Here is a 19,882-nt window from a genome sequence, read left to right on the forward strand (position 1 = left end):
TTCGTAACGGGTTGCGTCATATAACGCAGGCCGTTATGGCTGTCACATGATCAGGAGCTTTATCGACAAGGAAGCCGAAAGATCTGGCTGGGTGCGCGTTCCCGCCGGTTGCCTGCCGGCATCCAATTGGTCGCGCGCCGCAAGTTGCGCATGCTCAATGCCGCCGAGCCCATCTCGACGATCTACGGATCCCGCCCGCCAACCGGCTGGAAGCGTTGAAGGGCGAGCGGCGCGGCCAGTACAGCATCCGGATCAACGATCAATGGGGCATCTGCTTCCGATGGATGGAAGGCGATGTGGTGCAGGTCGAAATCGTCGATTACCACTGAGCACGAGGCATCTGTCGATGACGGTCCTACCCAATATCCACCCTGGCGCAATTCTGCTTGAGGAGTTTTTCGAGCCTCTGGGCATCAGCCAGAACGCACTGGCACGCGCCACCGGCGTCCCGCCGCGCCGTATCAACGAAATCGTGCTGGGCAAGCGCGGCATCACTGCCGACACTGCCGTGCGTCTGGCCGCCGCGTTGGGAACCTCCGAGCGCTTCTGGCTTGGCCTGCAGGCCGACTACGAGCTGGAGCAGGCGCATCGCGCGCTGGGCGACTTGCCGGCGCGGATCAAGCGGCTGGCGGCATGATCCGGGCGGCTTCCAGCACATGCTGCTAAGTCGGCGCAGCGTCTGCGCTGCTCGCCAACACCGGCGTCGGGTTGGGTCGATGCGGCGGCGTGCCGACCGGTGATTCTTCGTCACCGCACACAGGAATTCACCACGCCGCCATGGCGCTGGCATGGACGTGGGTAACGTTGCGCGCCTGGCCGTCCGCTGGATCGCGTGATCGCGCCGTACGCAGGGCCGCGGCCCACTGACGCACGCGTCAGCGCTGACACGCGACTGTTTCGCGCGGCGTTGCGCCTGCATGACCGTGAGCCCGGTCTGTCGTGTTGCCAACAGGCGCTGCCAGCACCGCCGTTCACTCTCAGAGGTCCTCCCATGCAGCCCACCGCAATCCGTTCCACCGCCGGCTTGCCCAGCGCAGACATGACGGCTGACCTGCGCGATCCTCCACCCGTCTCCGCGCAGGCACAGTCCTCCGCAGCCGCGGCGCCGCCGGATGCCTTGCAGGCGATGATTGGCCGTGCTCCCCGCCCGGACGCGCCACGGCACCGACGCACGCAGAGCCTGCCCGCGCGATTGACGCCTGCCCAGCGCAGCATGCTGGCCGAACTCGGCGTCGCCGACACGCCCGTGCTGACGCCCACCGAGGCGGCCGTGCTGCGGGAGCTGCGTCTGCACCGGCCGCAGCTCCCGCTGGACACGCTGCTGTTCACCGACCCGAACAAGGACCCCGACGATGTCGTGACCTACACCATCGCCAAGCAGCTGCAGGTCGAAGGCTTTTTGCGTCTGACCGATGTCGTCGTCACCCTGGGCGATGCCACCATGCGATCGCAACGCGCGCAGCTGGCAAAAGGTGTCTTCGATCGCCTGGCTTTGCCGGATGTGCGCGTCGCGCGCGGCCAGGACTATCCCATGACGCCCACGCAGGCCCGGGAGCATTCCAAGTTCCTCGCCGAGGGAGCCGCGCTGCGTGCGGCGCCGGACGCGGTGCACACCGATGGCGTCGGTGCGATGCGTCAGCGCCTGGCGAGCTCGCCCCACAAGCTCGGCATGGTGGTCATCGCCGGAATGACCGATGCCAGCGCCCTGCTTGCCGAGGCGGGCGATCTGGTGCGGGACAAGGTCGCGTCCATCACCATCATGGGAGGCATCGACCCGGCCAAAGACGCCGATGGCCTCGTGCAACCGGACACGCGTGCCTACAACAACGCCACCGACATCCACGCCGCCCGTGCGCTCTACCGCCGCGCGCAGCAACTCGGCATTCCCCTGCGCATCCTGAGCAAGGAGGCTGCCTACAGGGCCGCCGTGCCGCCGGCGTTCTACGAAGGCATCGCACGCAATGGCCACCCCGTGGGCGAGTACCTGCGCGATGTCCAGAAAAACGCCTTGAAAGGCCTGTGGGAAGGCATCCAGGCCAACCTGATCCCCGGCCTGGATTCGGCGTGGTTCTTCCGTACGTTCGTCACAGCAGAAGCCCAAGAGGCTGCGGCAGCGGGTCGGCAAGCTGCCATGAGCTTCGACGCCATCTGGCCGCAGGTGACCAAGCTCAATCTCTACGATCCGCTGACCTTGCTGGCGGCGCTGCCCGGCACCGCGCGCCTGCTGTTCCAGCCAACGCCCATGCACCGCGAGGGAGCCAGCCCGGTGGAGCACGTGGGACACGCCGAGGTTGTGCGTCCGGAAAAAGCCAGGTTGTTGCTGTCGGCGCTGGTCAAGGCCGCGCTCGCCCAGCAGGACCAGGGGCAACACGCGCGCTGAGCAGTTGGCAGCATTCGCGGAGTGGCGCCGTCCGGCGTCATCCGCGAAGCGCGAGGTTGGGCATCCCCTCCAATTCGTCCGCCTGCGACCAGGTCGGGCGGCTTACTTGCCCTTCTTTTCCTGCTTGGCCGCGCGCTTTTCTTTCAGCGTCTTGGTCGGCTCTTTCTTCTGGTTCTTCTTCTGGTCCATCCCCTTGCTCATGACACCCTCGTGGTTGCTGGATTGAACGCGCTGGCAGCGCCGGACCCGGCGTGCCAGCGCACTGTAAGGCTTGTGCGCCATCGAAGGGCAGAGGGTCTGGCGCAGTGGAGTACGTGACACCGGGTGGCGGCCGCCGGCGCCCATCGCCTCAGCGTGGCGCAAGCAGCCTGGCAAGGGTATCGGGCCGCCCGGCCAGCCGTTCCAGCCGTGGGTAGCGCAGCGGCCCGGTGTACTGGATCTGCACGTCCGCGCGCTGCCCGTCCTGCGCAATGCCCAACACGATGGGGCGGCGTGCCGCGCCGCGCACCGCATCGCGCAACGCGTCCTGCGAGAACGGCGATCCATTGACGGTCGACACGCGCGTGCCCGGCCGCAGCCCGGCGGCGAAGGCGGGGCCGTTCCAGGCCACCGTGCGCAGCATGCCGTCGGCGCGCGCCGTCAATCCGATTGAGTAGGTGAGATCGGCAACGCCCGCTTCGTCTTCGCTGGCACGGAACGCCGCCGTCGGCGTGTCGGTGTAGACCAGCGACCAACCGTGCTGGGTCAGGCCGCGTGTGGTGTCCAGTTCGTCGTGGGCATCGATCCATCCGCGAAGGAAGCCTGCCCAGTTGGCTGGCGCCACGGTATGCAAGGTGGCGCAGATGTCCTCGAACGTATAGGTGCGCGTGGGCGCGTCCGGGGTGGCGCCGGCGAAGAAGCGCTGCGCGAAATCGTCGATGCTGCGCTTGCCCCCGCTGCGCGCGCGCAGTTCGGCATCCACCGCCAGCCACAGCATCACGCCTTCGGCGTAGTAATCGCGCCGGCGCTGCCAGTCGCGCCACGCCACCGGCTGGCGCAACATGAAAGCCGGGTAGTGCACGTCGTCGGCTAAAGAGCGCCATGCCCGCCCGGGCCGCGTTGCGATCTCCGCCGCTTCCAGCGCCAGGCGGTCGCGCACCTCATCGGGCGTGAACTGGCCGGCACGCGTCGCCAGCACCCGTCCCCAGAACTCGGTCTGTCCTTCGTACATCCACAGCAGGCTTCCGGAGACCGGCACGTTCGGCGTCGGTGCCCATAGATCGGCAGGCGTCCGGTAAAAGCCGTTCCAGGCATGCACGATTTCGTGCGCAATCAGGTCGCGCGCGAGGAGTTGGCCCGGCCAGTCCTGGAAATGCGACGACGCCAGACCGTTCTCGCTGGAGGCGCGATGCTCGGTGCCGCCGGAAGCGCCCTCATCGCTCAGCCGCGCCAGGATGGCGTAGCGCGCAAACGGCGGCGGGCCGAACACCGCGCCTAGCTGCGCAAGCAGCGAACGGAGTTCGGCCACGCGTGCGGGCGGCACCTGCAGGTCGGCGGGCCGCTGCGCCACGATATCCAGCGATACCGTCCCGGTCAGCGGCAGCTGCGCGGCAAATCTGCCGGCAAGCACCGGCGCGTCCAGCAACGTTTCCAGCGATGTCGTCTTGAAGGCGTAGTGCTTGCCGCGCACGCGCTCCACGTCCAACGCACTGAACGGTCGCAGCCCGTCCGGCAGCGTCAGCATGGCGGCCACCGCAATGTTGCGGGCATACCAACCGGCCGGATACAGCACCAACCGCTGCCAGGGCACAGACACGATGTCGCGCGTCAGCAACTCGCCGCCGGCCAGCATCTGGAACTGCACGTCGAGTTGCTGCACACCAGCCGGCACCTCTACATGGAAGGCATGCGGTTCGTAGGCATCGCGCCGCCATGCCAGGCGGCGCCCCGCTGCGCTGACCTCCAGGCCGGCAAGATCGGTCACCGTCAGACTCGGCCCATGGCTGGCAGCCTCCCAACGTGGATACAGCAGCGTCACCGCACCGCTCGCGTCCACCGGTATCTGCTGGTGCACAGTGAAGATGCGGCGCGCGACGTCGGTGGCATCCACGTCCACGCGCATCACCCCGGCAAAGGCGTGGTCTACCGGCGGCGCAACCGTCGGTGTCGGGGCAATGTAGGTCGGGCCGCGACTGGATTGCGCGAACCCTTGACCTGCGAACAGTGCGAGCACCACCGCCAAGACCGACGCACGCGCAAAGCAAAAAGGGGGGATGTGGCTTGAATGGATGCGCATTGCACGGCCTTGAACAAGGCCGTGATCCTATACGCCTGCAACACCCTGCAGCCATCTCGAAAACAGCGCGCTGCTCCAGCTCGCTTTTAGCGCGTTCACCCGCATCGAAGAACACACACGTGTCCACAGCCCGAACGCCCGTGCGACCGTCAAGGTCTGCACGCGGGCGCCGGTGACAACTGCGGCCTTGGAGCGGCTTACACCACGTGGCGAGCAGTCCTCAGGTGGGTGCGGACGGCGCGCTCAGAACCGCAGTGGACGAGTGCTACATGCCGATTCCGAGCACCGGCCGCGCCCGCCTGGCGGCTGCGCAGTGGTTTTGTTCGCTGCCCTTATTTGGCCGGCACGCGCTCGTACTGCTCTCCACCGGTGTTGAGATGGCCGTTGCTTTCGTCGATGGCGAAGTTCACCGTCTCGCCATCGTTGGTCACCTGCAGCGCGCCGTCCTTGTAGACCGCCGGGTAGCTTTCGGTCTTGGGCTGGCGGCTGAAGAACTTGGGCGTGGTGCTGCGGACCATGAAGGTCTCGCCATTGCGCTCGATGTCCATCGTCTCGTCCTGCGACTGCAGGTTGACCCAGTGCCCAACGAACTTCTCGCCTTCCACCTTGGCGCAACCGCTCATCAACAGTGCCGCGGCCAGCGCGGTGCCCATCCACTTCATCATCGTGCATTCTCCAGTTGAGGCTGCAGCGAGGATGGCGGGTGGGGGATGTATGGGAGGTCAAGGAGCCGCCATGATGCATGGCGCACCGCCCTGATGTACTTTTGAGCGAGATAACAACGCCTCTGGCTGGGTTGATCGCTCTGGTAGTGCTGCGTCTGAAGGGACGACGCGATGGAACAGACGCCTGGCGATTCTCCGACCAACGAGTACCAACGTGTCGCTTGTAGACCATATCCAGATCTCGCACCCCTATCTGGTCCGCGTCGTCCGCTGCGGCAAAGGGTTTGAAGTTACCTTGAGCGATGCCTTCCCTGCAGAATTCCGTGTCTTCGAATTATGTCCCGCAGCAGAAGTTTGGCCCGGCTACAAAGAAGTCGAAAGTAGCCTTGGCTTGATCGAAGAAGATGGCAGCACGTTTTGGCTATCCGGGACGGGGGGTTCCATGGAGGAGGCCGTGGAAGATGCGTTGATGAAGTTCATCAATTGGGCCGTGCATCCAGCGCATGTCACTGCAAACAACTTCTGCATGCGACCGATGCATGCTGATGACCTAGATGGGCATTGATGTAGGGTCCGTCGCGCTTGTCTATCCGCCAAGCCCGACAACGCGTCACGTGCGAACCTGTTGCGACAGAAGACCCGCTCAAATACGCTGTCGAACTGCCTTCGCAAAAAGTACGGAGATAGCGTGAAGCACATATGGATAGCGGTGCTGGCGACAGGATGTGCCGTTGTCTCGACGTGGGCCGAGGCCGTTGCAATCCGGTGCGACACTTGCCGAGTAGACAGCGATTTTCGTGCTGAAGCGATGGGCAGGGGACCTGGCACCCACATCGTCTACAACGTAAAAGATAACCTGGTTCAACAGTGGTCCGTTGGATCGGACGGCGACACAGTGCTGGCGGCGGTGAAAACTCCACCGACACCCGTCGTGCCGCAGCAGAGGCCATCAACGGGAGCGACACGACAGGTCGCGAATGCGCACACGTTCCACGTGATCGGCGCGGGCACCATTCGACCTATCTACAATATCCCGATCGAGATGCTGGGATTGAATTCTCATGCACGCGAGAAAAGCGCATACGATTACGTCACCGACGCAAATCTGAGGGCCATGGTTGAATCTGCCACGGGCAGCAGCTCGCTGATACGACAGGTCACAGGCTCCGGGACCACGGCGTCGCTGGCCAACCCGCATCGGGCAAACCTGCTTTTCAGGGTTGTCTTCAAGGACGGCTCCTATGTCGGCGTGATCGTTGATGTGAATCAGGCCAACGGAAAATCCGAACCCGGTAGCGAAAGAACAGCAGCGGGCCAATCGATTCCGAGCCAAGCCAGCGAACTCTCTGGCACCTGGACCAACAACGGGGGCGACAACCTGGCCCCGATGGTGGCGCACATGCAACGCCTTGGCACTGTGAGCGACGCGGGGGCTGCGGGCGCAGGCGGCACAATCACCGCCATCATGTGCGTGGTTCAGCACTGCACGGTCGCGCGTTCGGCGTCCTGATCGATCGTTGGAAGACACTCCAGCGCTGATGACGACCATTCGTCAGGCGACTGGAGCGCGCGACATGGCACAGGCAGGAAACCGCAAAAAAACCGCGCTCAGGTGTCACCCAATATCGCGCTGCAGGTTCGGTGCCACGCTGGAGCAGATCGATCGGTTCTCGGTGTTGCTTCGCACGGCCAGCGCGCAAGGCGACATGGCGTGGCGACGCGGTGCCGGAGTCCCCCGGATCGGCGGCAACCATTGGACAAGGCCGCCGAAGAAGTGAGCCCGGCGACGTTGCCCGCCAACATGGCGACAACCGTCACCTGCGCGCGGTCGAGCGCGCAGTCGCTCTGGCTGATGCAGCGCTCTGGCAGGCGGCCTAAATCGCCATGACCCCGCCATCGATAAACAACTCGTGCCCCGCGATGAAGCTGGACGCATCCGAGGCCAGGAACAGCACCGCCTCGGCGATCTCTTCGGCATCGCCCAAACGCCCGAACGGAATCATCTGCTTGAACGCGTCCTCGGCTCCTGCATTGGCGTCCAGGTAGGTCTGCATGGCCGGTGTGTGCACCATGCCGGGCGACATCACGTTCACGCGGATGCCGCGGCGTTTCAGGTCGCTCGTCCAGGTGCGGGCGAACGAGCGGATGGCCGCCTTGGTGGCGCTGTAGACCGAGAGCGCGCCGATGCCCTTGCTGCCTGCCACGGAGCCGGCCAGGATCACAGCCCCACCGCTGGCCATCAGCGGCAGTGCATTCTGCACGGTGAAGACCGTGCCCTTGATGTTGGTCGCCAACAGGCGCTCCAGGTGTGCGATGTCGATCTCGCCCAGCGCGGCCGACTCGGAAACGCCCGCGTTGGCGAAGACGACATCCAGCCGGCCGTGCTCCTGCTGGATGCACGCATAAAGCCGGTCCATGTCCTCGGGCACGCCGACATCGCCCTGCACGCCCACCGCGCCGCCGCCGATCTCCGCCACCGCAGCGTCCAGCCGGTCCTGCCGCCGCCCGGTGATGTAGACCTGCGCGCCCTCGGCCGAAAACGCCTTCGCCGTCACCAGCCCGATACCGTCGGTGCCGCCGGTAACCACGACCACCTTGCCTCCGAATCGCTTGCCCATTGTGCTTCCCTGATAAGTGGAGGATTGCTCCACTTAGTATATGGAGGTAGCCTCCACTTCCACAAGCCACGTCGGAAGAGCCCGTTGACCGCCGATACGCCCTTGCGCGCCGATGCCCAGCGAAACCGCGAACGCCTGCTCGCCGCAGCTGAGCAGGTCTTCCTGGAGCGCGGTGCCGAAGCGTCGATGGAAGACGTCGCAAAACGCGCCGGCGTCGGGATCGGCACGTTGTATCGGCGCTTCCCCACCCGCGAGTCGTTGTTTGCCGCGGCCTATAGCGGGCGTTTCTTGTCGCTGGCTGCTGCCAGTCACGCGCGCGCCAGTTCGCTCGACGCGCTGGCTGCGCTGCGCGCGTATCTCGAGGATCTGGCACTGCATACCAGTGTCTATCGTGGGCTGGCTGCGTCGCTGGGCGCAGTGCTGCAGAGCGGCACGCCAGGGTGCGAGGCCGTCAGCAAGCAAGGGCAGCAGCTGTTGCGCAGCGCCCAGAAGCGCGGCGTCGTCCGCCGCGATGTGTCCTTCGACGATCTCGTCGTCGTCGCCATTGCGACCTCGCTGGCCACCGAACAGCTTGGCTCCCCAAAGACGCGCATCGCGCACCTGATCGGGCTGTTCGTCGACGGCATTGCAGCGCCAGGGGCGGGAGCGGCTGCGTAAGTCAGCCGCCAACGCGCTGGCGCCTAGAGTGCTTCATCGTCGTCTTGGGTGATGGCGAGCAACCCACGCAACGCGCAGGCGTTGACATGGGAGAACGATCGTTCTACCTTGACGCCGTGGACAAGCCAACCAACGACACCCAACAGAAGATCCTGGCAACGGCAGAGGCGCTGATCTACCAGCACGGCATCCATGCCACCGGCATGGACCTGCTGGTGAAGACCTCAGGCGTGGCGCGGAAAAGCATCTACCGCCACTTCGATAACAAGGACGAGGTGGCCGCCGCTGCATTGAACGCGCGCGACGTCCGTTGGCTCGCGTGGTTCAGGCAGCAATGTGACAAGGCCGACCGTCCCGAGGCGCGCATCCTGCGCATGTTTACGGTGCTCAAGGAATGGTTCCAGTCGGAGGGTTACCGCGGCTGTGCGTTCATCAACACCGCAGGCGAGGTCGGGGACCCCGACGATCCGGTTCGCAAGATCGCCAGGCATCACAAGCAAAAGTTGCTCGACTACACGCTGGAACTGACCGGGCAACTGGGTATCACGCAGCCGGACGCACTGGCGCGCCAGCTGCTGCTTCTCATGGAAGGCGCAATCACCGTCTCGCGCGTGATGGGTGACGAGGACGCCGCAGACACCGCAAGGGATATCGCGCAGTTGTTGCTAAAACAGGCCACCGGCTAGCGGCCTGACGCTCCGCCGCACTCTCAAAACACCGATGTATCCACTTCGATTGGAGGCTTTGCCATGTCCAACGCTCACGCTCGCCCGCCGCTTCCCCCGTTCACCCGCGAATCGGCGATCGAAAAGATACGGCTTGCCGAAGACGGTTGGAATTCCCGCGACGCCGATAAAGTGTCGCTTGCCTATTCGCTCGACACCCAATGGCGAAACCGTGCCGAGTTCACCAACGGCCGGGAACAAGCCCGGCAGTTCCTTGCGCGCAAGTGGAATAAGGAGCTCGAGTACCGCTTGATCAAGGGTAATCCCCCCACAGGTTAGCTGACGCCAGAAGTGGAATTTTCTCGTACCCTTTTCCGAGGAGGTTCCATGAAGACATCCCGCTTCACCGACAGCCAGATCATTGCCGTCCTCAAGCAGGCCGAGGCCGGCACGCCCGTGCCGGAGTTGTGCCGGGAACACGGCATCAGCTCGGCGACGTTCTACAAGTGGCGCAGCAAGTTCGGCGGCATGGACGCATCGCTGATGTCCCAGCTCAGGGAGCTGCAGGACGAGAACCGGCGCCTGAAGAAGATGTACGCCGATGCCCAGCTCAGCGCCGACCTGCTGAAGGAGGCGATGGCAAAAAAATGGTGAGGCCATCTCAACGCCGGGAGATGGCCCGATGGGCCGTAGATGGTGGCCACACGAACATCCGGCATGCCTGCCGGACCTTTGCGGTGAGCGAGACCTGCTTTCGCTATCAAGCCAAGGCCAGCGAGGAGAACGCCCGGATTGCCGATTGGCTGGTGCGGTTGACCACAACCTATCGTGATTGGGGGTTCGGCCTGTGCTTTCTGCACCTGCGCAACGTGAAGGGCTTTGGCTGGAATCACAAGCGGGTGTACCGCATCTATCGGGAGCTGGAGTTGAACCTGCGGATCAAGCCGAAGAAGCGGCTGGTGCGCGAGCGGCCAGAGCCGTTGGCGGTGCCGGAGACGATCAACCAGGTCTGGTCGATGGATTTCATGCACGACCAGCTGGCCGACGGCCGCAGCTTCCGGTTGTTCAATGTGCTCGATGACTTCAACCGTGAGGGTCTGGGCATCGAGGTCGACTTATCGCTGCCATCGGCCCGGGTGATCCGCTCGTTGGAACAGATCATTGACTGGCGCGGCAAGCCAAACGCCATTCGCTGCGACAACGGCCCGGAGTACATCAGCGGCGCGCTGCTAGCTTGGGCACAGCAGCGCGGGATTCGGATCGAGCACATCCAGCCAGGCAAGCCGCAGCAGAATGCCTATGTCGAACGTTACAACCGCACCGTCCGCTACGCCTGGCTGGCCACAACGTTGTTCGACACCATCGAGCAGGTTCAGGACAAGGCCACGCGCTGGCTATGGACGTACAACCATGAGCGCCCCAACATGGCGCTCGGCGGTATCACGCCAGCAATGAAATTGGCGATGGCCGCCTAGCTCCACTTTTGGCGAACGCTCAAAGCGGGGGGATTACCCCACCTTCGAGATCGAGCGGCTGACCGGTAAGCGGCCGCGCACTTTCGATGATTTTGTTCGCGATCATCGGCAGGCGTTTGTGGGTTAGTCGTTAGGAGACCGCTGGGAACGAGTTGGGTGGCTTATGAAGTGAACCTGACCCCGTCGCCCCCGCTGACTACCAGCTCACCGTTACGTAGGCAGATGTGATTTTTGCTGCCGATGGTCAAGCCAAGTTATTCCAGCGAGCGTCCGCGTAGCGGCAAGATGGAGCGTGATGAGAGATGATGAGATGCCTATCTTACTGCCGTACGATCCATCACAGTCCGGCTACTTGAACTGCTGTTCGTACGCGGCAACGTGCTGAGGAAATAGCTCAGCGTACAGCGGATATCCAATTCCGAGCACAGCGACCTCTAAGCCTTCTGCTCCGAAATCCGCAGAACAGTCGGTGATGCCAACTGCTAGGCACTCGATCACTCGCCCGTCGCTGGCGATTCGTACAGCAAAGTCCATGCTCTCCACTTCTCTTCCCTCTCGTTGGATGATGGCCGGCTGCACGGTCTCATAGGCGGCTATTGGGAAAAATCTACCGAACGCAACGCCCATAGGAGGATCGCCTGATTCAAAGGCGGTATGCCCGATCAGCACAGAGTTTGCGAGGATATCGAAGCGATGCATGTTGTGCGGCCTCACATTGAACCTAAATTGCACATCGAAGCATCGAGAACTTGAATAGCATCAATGTCTTAACGTATCCAATTTACAGCTTCACCGACATAGCAGTTTCCCCGCAGAACCAGATACCCACCAGTCACATCGGTCGCAAACTCGTGCACCGTGTCCCCGGGCTGCATTGCGCGCTTCAGCGCAGCTGACTCCAAGCCATGCGTAGCCATCGCCGCAGCTGCCGCTTGAGGAGCAAGAGCATCGCCCATTTTCTTTAGGTTTGCGGGTAGCTGTGCACAGGTAACAGGCGGTACTCGTGGTGGCCTTCCACTAGCAAACAGCATGCAATCCGCAAGCACCCCGGTGAGTGCGATGGACCAGATCAGGATGCGAGCCGCGTTTCGTTTGGCAGTCATAGTTATCTAGGATAGTCCTGAATTGGTGGACAGAGCCTTTGCCTAATGCTTTTTTTGCGGGAGATCGCTCAGCACTCGCGGCATTACCGCGCACCATCAGTCCTCATAGAGCCCTTGCCGGCGGCCAATTACTGTAGTGCTAACGGCGATAACGGGGTCAGGTTAATTTTTTAGGTGAACCCGGCACCCTTTCTTTTACGTTTTAGATAATCGCAGCGTCTGCCACGCTCACTGGGAGCACAGCCACCTGAGCGAGCAAAACAGGGCAGACTGTGCCCCCGGTGCGCCCTGTGCACGAACATACAACGCTACTGCGTTCACCTCCCACTGATCGAGGCGTGGGAGCTCAATGGCGCATAAAGGTGCGTGTGTTGTGTTGTGCGATGTCCATAACAGGGGGGTGGCAGAAGCGAAATCCTGGGTCAGCGGGCAACCCCGTCAAGGTGTGTAGCCCCACTGCCCGATGATGGCTTCCAGCGTGGCTTGATTCACCGGCACCACACCTGGACATGTCATCAGATATGTCCGACGCGCCGCCGCTGTGGCCCCCGAATCGAAGTGCGGGTCCCATATCTGGATGGCGTGGAAGGCTGCGATCGGCGCTGCGCATTCGGCGCTCGGTTTGCCGAAGCCGGACACGGCGGCCATGCAGAGAAAAACCGAGCAAGGGTCCGCCGCCTGGGCGTTAGCTGGGGCGCCCAGGCCAAGGCCAAAAGCCGCAGCCAGTGCAAAAGTGGCGCCAATGGAACGTAGCTTCATGATGAATACCTCCCTGGTAATGGTTGAAATGACATGAGTGTCTCTGGGCGAATTGCGCTAGGCGTGGCTCAACGAGACAGCTCTCGACACCGCTTGCTATGGCGTCGGCTGGTCACCTGGTTTTCCGTCTTCGCCAGAATGGCGGTGGTCAGGGTAGCATGCCGACCGCGCGCGGTGTGAGGGTTTGGCACGGCCGGCTAGCCGCAAAGCGAAGGGACGCTAGGCGCTAATCCAGTCCAGTGGGGGCGGAGGATAAATGCCTGCTCATCCATCGCACATTCTGTGAATGCGCCGCCGCCACAGTGGCCTTTCCCATCAATGGCACACCGTAGCGTTGCGGGTGCGCTGCCGTCGCGGCGGTCTGTCACCGTCATGGCGACTGTTTCATATTTGAGTGCTGAAGCTGCAATGGATTGCATGCGTGATTTTCCCCGTCATCACGATGTCTACGAGGAACTCTGAAATTCCTCTGCGGTTACCTGGCTCCGTGTAATGCGTCATCGAGCGCGATGGGGATGTGCACATCGCCGCGACGACACTCGGGTTTGGTACATGCGTTGTCGCAGGCGAGCAACTTCCTACTATCGACCGTTTTAGCGAACCTCTTTCCTGGCAGCCAAACGAGCGGCTTGTAACTGAGCTCGTGCACAGGCTGTCGGTCCGCGATCAGCGAGAAGCCTCATAGATTGCTGTACTTACGATCATCCCGGCGATGCCGGCGGCCGCCATGAAAAATCCCCTCCGGTCCCAAGTCGAACGAAACGGCCGCTTCTCGGGCGCGACAAGAAACGCGCCCCAGCGTATCAATCCACCGGCGCCGAGCAAGAAACCGGCAATCAGCATGCAAAAAATGTAGACGAATTTCATGGCGAGTAGGCCGAGTGGATTAATGGATCAGGTTTATAAGCCTGACCCCATTCTTACATGAGCAACGAGCGGGCGTAGCAGGCGGTCGAGGTGGTCTAGCGTGAGATGCGATACAACAGCTGGCGACTCAATCTGTGTGCTCCTCTGCGCGGCGAGAGGTGAGCGAGCCCGGCGTGACGATCGGCGCGTTGGGCCCGGCCGCAGGTTTGTCGGGATATCGACTGCTGGGAAGAGCACAGCGCTGATATGGACGTGAGAGTGCCGCCGTACCGATGCGTCCCGCGGAAGATACCCTTGAGCCCTTATCTCAAGAAGTAAACCCGACCCCGTTTCTCCGTTTCTCCGTTTCCACATAAAATTGAAACAGTGTGAGCTCTCAAGTCGAACAGGCCGTAGGACGTGGAACCCAAGAAAATTTTAATCAAATTTCCAGTTTTTTCTAATACCAAAGTTAAGGCGCATTGGATCAGCGTGTGGAGCAAACGGCAAGTTCTTTCCGCCATTTGAACCGTGCGCCGATGTAATGTAGGCAGCCAAAAACGGAGTCAGATTGGACTTTCAAGCCAACCTGACTCCGTTCTTAAAGCATCCCTCATGGGCGCACTTCTTCAAATCGTGGCGCACCAGTGTAATCTCGCAGGGGGCCACGTGGGGAAACCTTAGGCCCAGCTTGGATTTTTGATGATTAGCACAGCTAGTGGCAAACCTGGGTGGTGACCTCTGTTCAGTAGCTACCCGTGCAATTCCAGACGTTTTGGGCGTCTGTAGATCGATGGACGCATAAGTTACTGCCTGGGCCAAAATACTTGATTATCAACTCGTAATTATCAGGCGAATTTGAGACAAAAAATAACTTTATATTTGCGGAATCAACATCCGTCATGATTTCCTTATAATTGCCAAGCTCATCAATCGACTTGGGATAAGCAGCCCTTTCAATACGATAAGCTTCGATTGAACGAACTATAGCATTACCGACCTCCTTCGTCTTCTTGGCTTTCATACCTTGGCCAGGAGCAGCACAAGCAGACAAGGAGATCATAAGAATGATTACCAGCCTTAAGTTATTAGCAATCATTGCCCCATGCACCCATTTTGCACCTCGTTTTGCAAAGCATTCCAAATTTCCCCGGCTAAGCTACTTGAGTCGCTAGCAAGGTACGAATCTTCCCATAACCCTAGGCGGCAAACCAAATGTGTCCATGAGTTCTAACGCCTAAACTAAGCCGACCGGCGAAGCCAGTTCGACTTGAATGAATTGTTAGACTGCGCCCTTTGAAAGCTGCTCAAAAACGTTTGATAGCTCTTTAGCTGTTGAAAGCTCGACCCGAAGCTCAGATCGCAATTTAAATAGCCAGACGATAAAAAATACACAGATTGCCGCTGCGCCCCAATTTGCTTTATCCAAGAACTGACCAGCAAGAATAAAGAGAGGCACGCAAATTGCGAGAAATGTGTGCATGTAATTTAAGAAGTCGATCTTAGCATTGATCATCTCGGAACGATTCTTTACAGCAAGGATAAGACTTGTCCACCGAGCAGGCGTAATAGTGGCGTTGCGCAGTTTGGCAACGCCTTGCGCGTCCAATAGATACGCTCTGTAGAACTCTTCATCCTGCGCAATAAAGTCAAGCTCCGAGAGCTTTGAATTGCCTTTTTTGCGCTTGAATAAGTACTGAGAATTCAGATGTTCGGCACGCACTTGCTTATATCGATCAATGAAATCTCTAATTGGATCGTGCATATCCCGAAAACTCCCTTAGCAATCTAACACTTTAATTGAGCGACGCCGCGAAGCGATTTGGCAGCTCATAAGGAAAACGGCATTGCCAACGCAGAGCTGCCATTAAGAGAAATCCGAAGCCGCTGATCAGGGTACCGGCCTCACCCTCGCGTACTTTTCCCGCCAAAAACCAGCGCCACCAGCAAATCGCCCGTCGTTGCGAGCATGACGCCGGCAAGGCCGGCAAGCAGCTTCAGTAGGTTTTGATAATGCATTCTTCGCGTCCTAGTTTTTGCATTACGCTGCACTTCCGAGTGGCGTTGGCTTGAGGCCTGCTAGGACTTGTGACGCCGATAGTGGTTATTGGTGCTTGTGCTGCGGTAGCTGCCACCCTTGTGCGAGGCACCGTGGCCTGCGCTGTAGTGACCGCCGTGACTGGTGGTATGGTGCGAGCCGGCGGCTCTGGTGCGCGCTTGCGCGGATGCGGTAAACAATCCTAGTGCGGCCACAGTCAGTGCCACCATGCTCCATGCCTTGCTCAACATTGTTTCTTCCCCTGAAGAAATGTGTGGCTTTGCGGCTGCATTAAGTACTGCGTGCCTTGATCCTCGCCGAGTTTTTGGGTTGCGTCAATGCGGTTGCGCGAGTGGTCGTTGGCTTTATCGGCTTTGCCCTCATCCGCCCTTCGGGCCCCTTCTCCCGCGTGCGGGAGAAGGGATTGGTGTGTTGGGTTATTGGCTGTTTTTTGCGGTTGCCGACTTGGCTGGGGTGGGTAGAGCAAGATGATTGTTGAGGTCGGTAATCTCTGGGGCGTTGCTTTCGGTCACCACACGCACCTGCGCGGTTTTTAGATTTGCCGCGTTGGTGAGCGGCAGGCGTACCTGGGCGGTGATTGGCTGCAGATTGCGTGGTGCCGCGAGTGCCGGAAACGCGCTCCGCGCCAACTCCTTGCCACGCGCATCTTCCAGCACCACAAACCCGGCCGGTGCATCGGCATGGCCGAGGCTGTGCACGGTCACTTCGATGGCATCGGCAGTCACGCGGACGTCGCCGTGGCCGATACCCAGGTCCGGGCGCAGCTCGACAGGTGTGGCTTCGGCAATGCGTTCGAGTTGCAGCACGGTGGTGCGGCCTGCGGGGAAGTCGATGTCGATGGACGCGCTTTTTTCGAAAGCAAACTCTTGCGTTTTGCTTGCGCTGTCGAGCTTGCCGTCGTTGGCTTTGCTTACGCCTTGGGTGATGCGCCATTGGCCCGGGGCGACGTTCCAGCCGGTCATGCTGGCGCGCTGAGGTTTACTGGAGGTGTTGTAGGCGATGACGGTAAAGCGGTCTTGCTGGGGTGCGGGGATAGCGATGGCGACTTGCGTGGCGGCCTCCGGGTCATTGAAGCGCCAGCTGACGGTATGGCCGGGGTAGGTTTGATTGCGCTTGAGCGCCACACCCCCTAAGCGTGCGCGTTGGAGGTTGACCGTAGGGGATTCCACGCGGTCGCTCCACCAGTGACCTTCGGTGTTCATGTAGAAGTTCTGCAGTTTCTCGCGTGCTTCGCTCCGGTAAATGGCGGCGAGATATTCGAGATTGCCGGTTTGTTCCCAGGCCACATGGTGCGGGAAGTCCGGGGCGCTGCCGTCGTCCTTGTTTGCGGCCTCGATTAACTTGCTGGCCCAGTCATTGCGCTTGCCCATGACATCGAGAAAGTTTTCGTTGAGCAGCGATAAACCGTTCGGGCCGCTGTTGGCGACGCGGTAGTTAATGGCTTTGAGATAGCGGTCTTCGCCGGTGAAGCGGTAGGCGGCCCAGAAGGTGTGCAGGGTGTCGGCGCCGCCGCTGCCTTCGAACAGTTCGCCACCGCGGGTTTTGCCGGTTTGCCAGTTGATCTCGTTGGGCAGGGCCCAGTTGCCCTTGGCGTTGGTGTAGGCGTGGGCGAGATAGCCATCCGCTAACCCGGTGACGATACGGCGGCTGTTGGGGTCGGCGTTATAGCCGCCCAGCAGGATGGCCGGGTGCACGATGGGGAAGGAGTACGGTTTTTGCCATTGCCAGTTGGGTTCGCGGTAGACGGTGCGGCCGCCGAACCAGTTGCTGGCAAACAGCAGGTGGCCTTGCGGGTTGACCTGGATGATGGTGTCGAAGGCCTTGACGGTTTGCATCAGGCGCTCGACGGTGCGCGGGTCGCCCCAGTTGAGGTATAGCAGGGCGCTGTTGAGGTTGATGCCCTCCTCGTAGGAATGCAGCTCGTCGGTTTCGATGGTGGACAGGCCGTTGGTGAACATGCCGTTGCGGTAGTTGGCATCGGACAACGCCAGCATGGAGGCGTTGAGCATGTCCGGGTCCACGCCCATCAGGGCGACGCCGGGCCATTGCTGCACCAGGTCCGAATCGTCGGAGATGCCGCCGCCGAAATCGCCGTAGGCCACCTGCCGCTGCTCGATCCACCAGCGGATATAGCGGCGCGTGGCTTTGAGGTCTTCCAGCTGCCAGAACGCCCAGGCCGGCACGCCCTTGGGCACGCTGGGCATCTCGACGGGCAAGGTGCCCTGGTTGGCGTAGCTGATGTCGTTCCAGTACTGGCGGCCGAGGGCGTGGTCCGGGTCGACGCGCAGTAAATCGGTGATGTCGGCATCCAGGCGTTTGTAGAGCAGCTGGCGCTTGGAGGTGGTGTGTTCTTCCACCAGAAAGCCCCAGTTGTCCTTGACCTGGTTGAAGCGGTCGGCGACGTGCTCTTTGATGGCCTCGGCGCGCGACTTGAACACCAGCTGCAGCTGGGTGCCATCGAGCGCGTTGGCATCGAAGCCGGGCGCGGCGGCGGCGATGCTGAGCATCAGGCTGTCGTTGCTGAGGATTCTGTCGCGCAGGTCCAGCCACAGCGTGCGGGCCTGGCCGGGGGCGACGGCGACCGAGACGTCGATCATGTCGCGTGCGGGCCAGATGGGGTCCTTGATGCGGATGTTGAGCGGGATGCTGCCGTTGTGGGTGGCCGGCAGGTTCAGCGCCGGCAGGGTGATGGCGATGCCGTCCAGGCCGTCGTGCATGTTTTCCCAGCCGTAGGACCAGCTGCGCATCAGCGCCTGGTCCGGCGGCGGGTTGCCCAGGCTGGACGGCACCAGGATGTGCACGATGGGTTGCTGCGCGCTTGCTGCGGCCTTGTCGCTGGGGCGCTTGCGGGCGGGCGCCTTCGTGGGCAGCGCGATCACGGTCTGGCGCTCGCCCGGTGGGTAGCGGCCGGCGATGACATCGCGCAGCTCGGCAAGGTTGTCGTAGTCGGGCTGGATGTCGCTGCGCACGGTGTAGCTGAGTTGCGCGCTGCCTTTGGGCACCTGCCCTGGTTGCACGTTGTAGGCCCAAATTTCCTGGATGGGGGTTTCCTGCGCGGTGTTGGCAAAGCGCAGCGTGCCGCCGCGGCGCTCGGGGAACTGGTCCACGCTGCGCACCACGCCTTGGCTGCGTGCGAACAGCGGTTGCGGTGGTGCGTTGGGCGCGGCGTACGTGGCTTGGCCGTAAGCGGCGCCGCGCAGCTCGATGCGGTTGAAAGGTTCGTCCGGCAAGGTGAGGTCGAGCGCTTTTCCGCCTTCGACATAGGTGTTCCAGTCCGGCAACTGGAAGTAGTCGTTGCGGCCGGGCAGGCGCGAGCGGTTGTAGACGCCGGGCCAGGTGGTTTCGGCGATGCCGTCGGTGGCCTTCCACATCCATTGCTTGAGATCGCGTGCGTCGGTGAATTCCACCTTGCGGATGCGGGTGACCGGTGCGGTCAATGCAGGCGGTGCGTGGCCGTTGTCCCAGCCGTAGCGGTGCAGGAAGGCGGCGTGTTGCGCATCCGCAGCGATGGCCGGGGCGGTGGTGGGTTCCTGCAGGCGTGCGAGCGCACTGGCGCCTGCGCCATCGAGCATGCGGTCGTAGATGCGGATCTCGTCGAAGTCGCTGCCGCGCAGGAAGTTGTAGCGGCTCTGCACCTGGTGCGGCGACATCACCCGGCCGGCCAGGCCGAACTGGTCGAGCGCGGCATCGTAATCGAGCGCGCCACCGTTGGCGCAGGGTGCACCGCAGTCCACGCGTGCGGCTTCCTTGCCGTCCACGTACAGGCGCACGCCGCGGGTTTCGTCCCAGGCGAAGGCGATGTGGGTCCAGTCATTGGGCTTTGGCAGCGTGTCGAGCTTGAAGGAGACACGGGTGCGCGCGAGGTTGGCGTCGGTGACGAAGGCATCGAAGCCGTGGCCGTTCCAGTCGATGCGCAGCCAGGCCATGTCCCAGCTGGTGTGGTCGGCGTAGCCGACGCGGAAGATCACGAACGGCGCTTCGCCGACCGGGTAACGCGCGCGCCAGAAAAAGCCGAGCGTGCCGCGCTGGGTGTAGAGATTGCCGGGCGCATTCCACGACAGCACGCCGTCGTCGGCCCATTCGATGGCGTTGCCGCGTTTGCCGGTGGGCACCAGCGCGATCTTGTCGCGGAAGTTGGGCACGCCATCGCCGCGGGCGACATCGGCTTGCAGACCCTGGTCGGCCGAGACGCGGAACAACAGCTCCGGTGCATCGGCAGCGGCCGCACGCACCGGCAGCGCAACCAACAACAGCACACCCATCCACCACTTCTGCACGCTCACTGCCTGACTCCTCAAAACGCATCGCCGCACGGGATCACCGCGCGGCGAATATTCGATACTGCATGGCGTTGACAGCCCCACGCCGGCACGGGTCTGC

The 19,882-nt window shown here is 61.9% G+C and carries 19 protein-coding genes, 1 other RNA gene and 3 pseudogenes; 11 read left to right on the forward strand and 12 right to left on the reverse strand.

Annotated features, from left to right (window positions below; genetic code table 11):
• Positions 1–46: 46 nt before the first annotated feature.
• From FLG15_RS22525 to xopQ, 3 genes and pseudogenes are all read left to right on the forward strand, one after another.
• Positions 47–329: pseudogene (locus FLG15_RS22525) on the forward strand (type II toxin-antitoxin system RelE/ParE family toxin).
• A 17-nt stretch (positions 330–346) separates the two neighbouring features.
• Positions 347–637, forward strand: a complete 291-nt coding sequence (locus FLG15_RS22530; RefSeq protein ID WP_057678188.1) for a HigA family addiction module antitoxin — start codon at positions 347–349, stop codon at positions 635–637.
• Positions 638–991: 354 nt separating this feature from the next.
• Positions 992–2,380 carry a type III secretion system effector XopQ gene (gene xopQ, locus FLG15_RS22540; protein WP_150147478.1) on the forward strand — a complete coding sequence of 463 codons (1,389 nt, stop codon included), beginning with the start codon at positions 992–994 and terminating at the stop codon, positions 2,378–2,380.
• A 102-nt stretch (positions 2,381–2,482) separates the two neighbouring features.
• Here xopQ and FLG15_RS23690 read toward each other — a convergent pair whose 3' ends face one another.
• The 4 genes from FLG15_RS23690 to FLG15_RS22560 all read right to left on the reverse strand — a co-directional run bounded on the left by FLG15_RS23690 (position 2,483) and on the right by FLG15_RS22560 (position 5,320).
• Positions 2,483–2,662, reverse strand: coding sequence for a hypothetical protein (locus FLG15_RS23690; protein ID WP_057678186.1), 180 nt, complete (start codon positions 2,660–2,662; stop codon positions 2,483–2,485).
• Positions 2,663–2,729: 67 nt separating this feature from the next.
• Complete coding sequence (locus FLG15_RS22550) at positions 2,730–4,655, reverse strand: M61 family metallopeptidase (RefSeq protein WP_057678185.1); 1,926 nt, start codon at positions 4,653–4,655, stop codon at positions 2,730–2,732.
• Positions 4,656–4,849: 194 nt separating this feature from the next.
• A non-coding RNA gene (locus FLG15_RS22555) (sX9 sRNA) lies at positions 4,850–4,926 on the reverse strand.
• Between the two features lie 61 nt (positions 4,927–4,987).
• Positions 4,988–5,320 (reverse strand): hypothetical protein, encoded by a 333-nt coding sequence (locus FLG15_RS22560; protein ID WP_003482333.1) that lies wholly within the window; start codon positions 5,318–5,320, stop codon positions 4,988–4,990.
• A 214-nt stretch (positions 5,321–5,534) separates the two neighbouring features.
• On the opposite strand from FLG15_RS22560, the gene FLG15_RS22565 reads away from it, so the two are divergent.
• The 3 genes from FLG15_RS22565 to FLG15_RS22580 all read left to right on the forward strand — a co-directional run bounded on the left by FLG15_RS22565 (position 5,535) and on the right by FLG15_RS22580 (position 7,098).
• Positions 5,535–5,885 (forward strand): hypothetical protein, encoded by a 351-nt coding sequence (locus FLG15_RS22565; RefSeq protein ID WP_237377042.1) that lies wholly within the window; start codon positions 5,535–5,537, stop codon positions 5,883–5,885.
• Positions 5,886–6,314: 429 nt separating this feature from the next.
• A complete protein-coding gene (locus FLG15_RS22575) occupies positions 6,315–6,830 on the forward strand; it encodes a hypothetical protein (protein ID WP_057678192.1) in 516 nt (171 codons plus the stop codon).
• Between the two features lie 7 nt (positions 6,831–6,837).
• Positions 6,838–7,098, forward strand: a complete 261-nt coding sequence (locus tag FLG15_RS22580; RefSeq protein ID WP_150117235.1) for a hypothetical protein — start codon at positions 6,838–6,840, stop codon at positions 7,096–7,098.
• Positions 7,099–7,194: 96 nt separating this feature from the next.
• On the opposite strand, the gene FLG15_RS22585 is transcribed toward FLG15_RS22580, so the two are convergent.
• Entirely contained in the window at positions 7,195–7,938 is a 744-nt protein-coding gene (locus tag FLG15_RS22585) for an SDR family oxidoreductase (protein ID WP_057678183.1), read from the reverse strand.
• A gap of 84 nt (positions 7,939–8,022) precedes the next feature.
• On the opposite strand from FLG15_RS22585, the gene FLG15_RS22590 reads away from it, so the two are divergent.
• The 5 genes and pseudogenes from FLG15_RS22590 to FLG15_RS22610 form a co-directional block, all read left to right on the forward strand.
• Positions 8,023–8,595 carry a TetR/AcrR family transcriptional regulator gene (locus FLG15_RS22590; protein WP_017158948.1) on the forward strand — a complete coding sequence of 191 codons (573 nt, stop codon included), beginning with the start codon at positions 8,023–8,025 and terminating at the stop codon, positions 8,593–8,595.
• A 116-nt stretch (positions 8,596–8,711) separates the two neighbouring features.
• On the forward strand, positions 8,712–9,281 hold the full coding sequence (locus tag FLG15_RS22595) for a TetR/AcrR family transcriptional regulator (RefSeq protein ID WP_057678191.1): 570 nt from the start codon (positions 8,712–8,714) through the stop codon (positions 9,279–9,281).
• 63 nt (positions 9,282–9,344) lie between these two features.
• A pseudogene (locus FLG15_RS22600) lies at positions 9,345–9,578 on the forward strand (DUF1348 family protein); the annotation flags it as partial.
• A gap of 69 nt (positions 9,579–9,647) precedes the next feature.
• Positions 9,648–10,735 (forward strand): IS3-like element ISXcd1 family transposase gene (locus FLG15_RS22605; protein ID WP_223842567.1). Its coding sequence is split into 2 segments (ribosomal slippage): positions 9,648–9,900 and positions 9,900–10,735, totalling 1,089 coding nucleotides; the frame shifts between segments, so codons are not numbered across the junction.
• A 37-nt stretch (positions 10,736–10,772) separates the two neighbouring features.
• Positions 10,773–10,862: pseudogene (locus tag FLG15_RS22610) on the forward strand (SDR family NAD(P)-dependent oxidoreductase); the annotation flags it as partial.
• A 221-nt stretch (positions 10,863–11,083) separates the two neighbouring features.
• Here the strand turns inward: FLG15_RS22610 and FLG15_RS22615 are convergent.
• The 7 genes from FLG15_RS22615 to FLG15_RS22645 form a co-directional block, all read right to left on the reverse strand.
• Positions 11,084–11,434 carry a hypothetical protein gene (locus tag FLG15_RS22615; RefSeq protein WP_150147481.1) on the reverse strand — a complete coding sequence of 117 codons (351 nt, stop codon included), beginning with the start codon at positions 11,432–11,434 and terminating at the stop codon, positions 11,084–11,086.
• A gap of 842 nt (positions 11,435–12,276) precedes the next feature.
• Entirely contained in the window at positions 12,277–12,597 is a 321-nt protein-coding gene (locus FLG15_RS22620) for a hypothetical protein (RefSeq protein WP_057679209.1), read from the reverse strand.
• A 666-nt stretch (positions 12,598–13,263) separates the two neighbouring features.
• Positions 13,264–13,464, reverse strand: coding sequence for a hypothetical protein (locus tag FLG15_RS22625; protein WP_057679210.1), 201 nt, complete (start codon positions 13,462–13,464; stop codon positions 13,264–13,266).
• Positions 13,465–14,188: 724 nt separating this feature from the next.
• Positions 14,189–14,542, reverse strand: coding sequence for a hypothetical protein (locus FLG15_RS22630; protein WP_150147484.1), 354 nt, complete (start codon positions 14,540–14,542; stop codon positions 14,189–14,191).
• 183 nt (positions 14,543–14,725) lie between these two features.
• Positions 14,726–15,208: a hypothetical protein gene (locus tag FLG15_RS22635; protein WP_150147487.1), complete on the reverse strand. Its 483-nt coding sequence runs from the start codon at positions 15,206–15,208 to the stop codon at positions 14,726–14,728.
• A 314-nt stretch (positions 15,209–15,522) separates the two neighbouring features.
• Positions 15,523–15,732, reverse strand: coding sequence for a hypothetical protein (locus FLG15_RS22640; RefSeq protein ID WP_057679212.1), 210 nt, complete (start codon positions 15,730–15,732; stop codon positions 15,523–15,525).
• 186 nt (positions 15,733–15,918) lie between these two features.
• On the reverse strand, positions 15,919–19,764 hold the full coding sequence (locus tag FLG15_RS22645; protein WP_150147788.1) for a LamG-like jellyroll fold domain-containing protein: 3,846 nt from the start codon (positions 19,762–19,764) through the stop codon (positions 15,919–15,921).
• Positions 19,765–19,882: the final 118 nt, after the last annotated feature.

It is taken from the genome of Xanthomonas phaseoli pv. dieffenbachiae, from assembly GCF_008639345.1.
In the GTDB taxonomy this organism is placed as follows: Bacteria; Pseudomonadota; Gammaproteobacteria; order Xanthomonadales; family Xanthomonadaceae; genus Xanthomonas; species Xanthomonas phaseoli.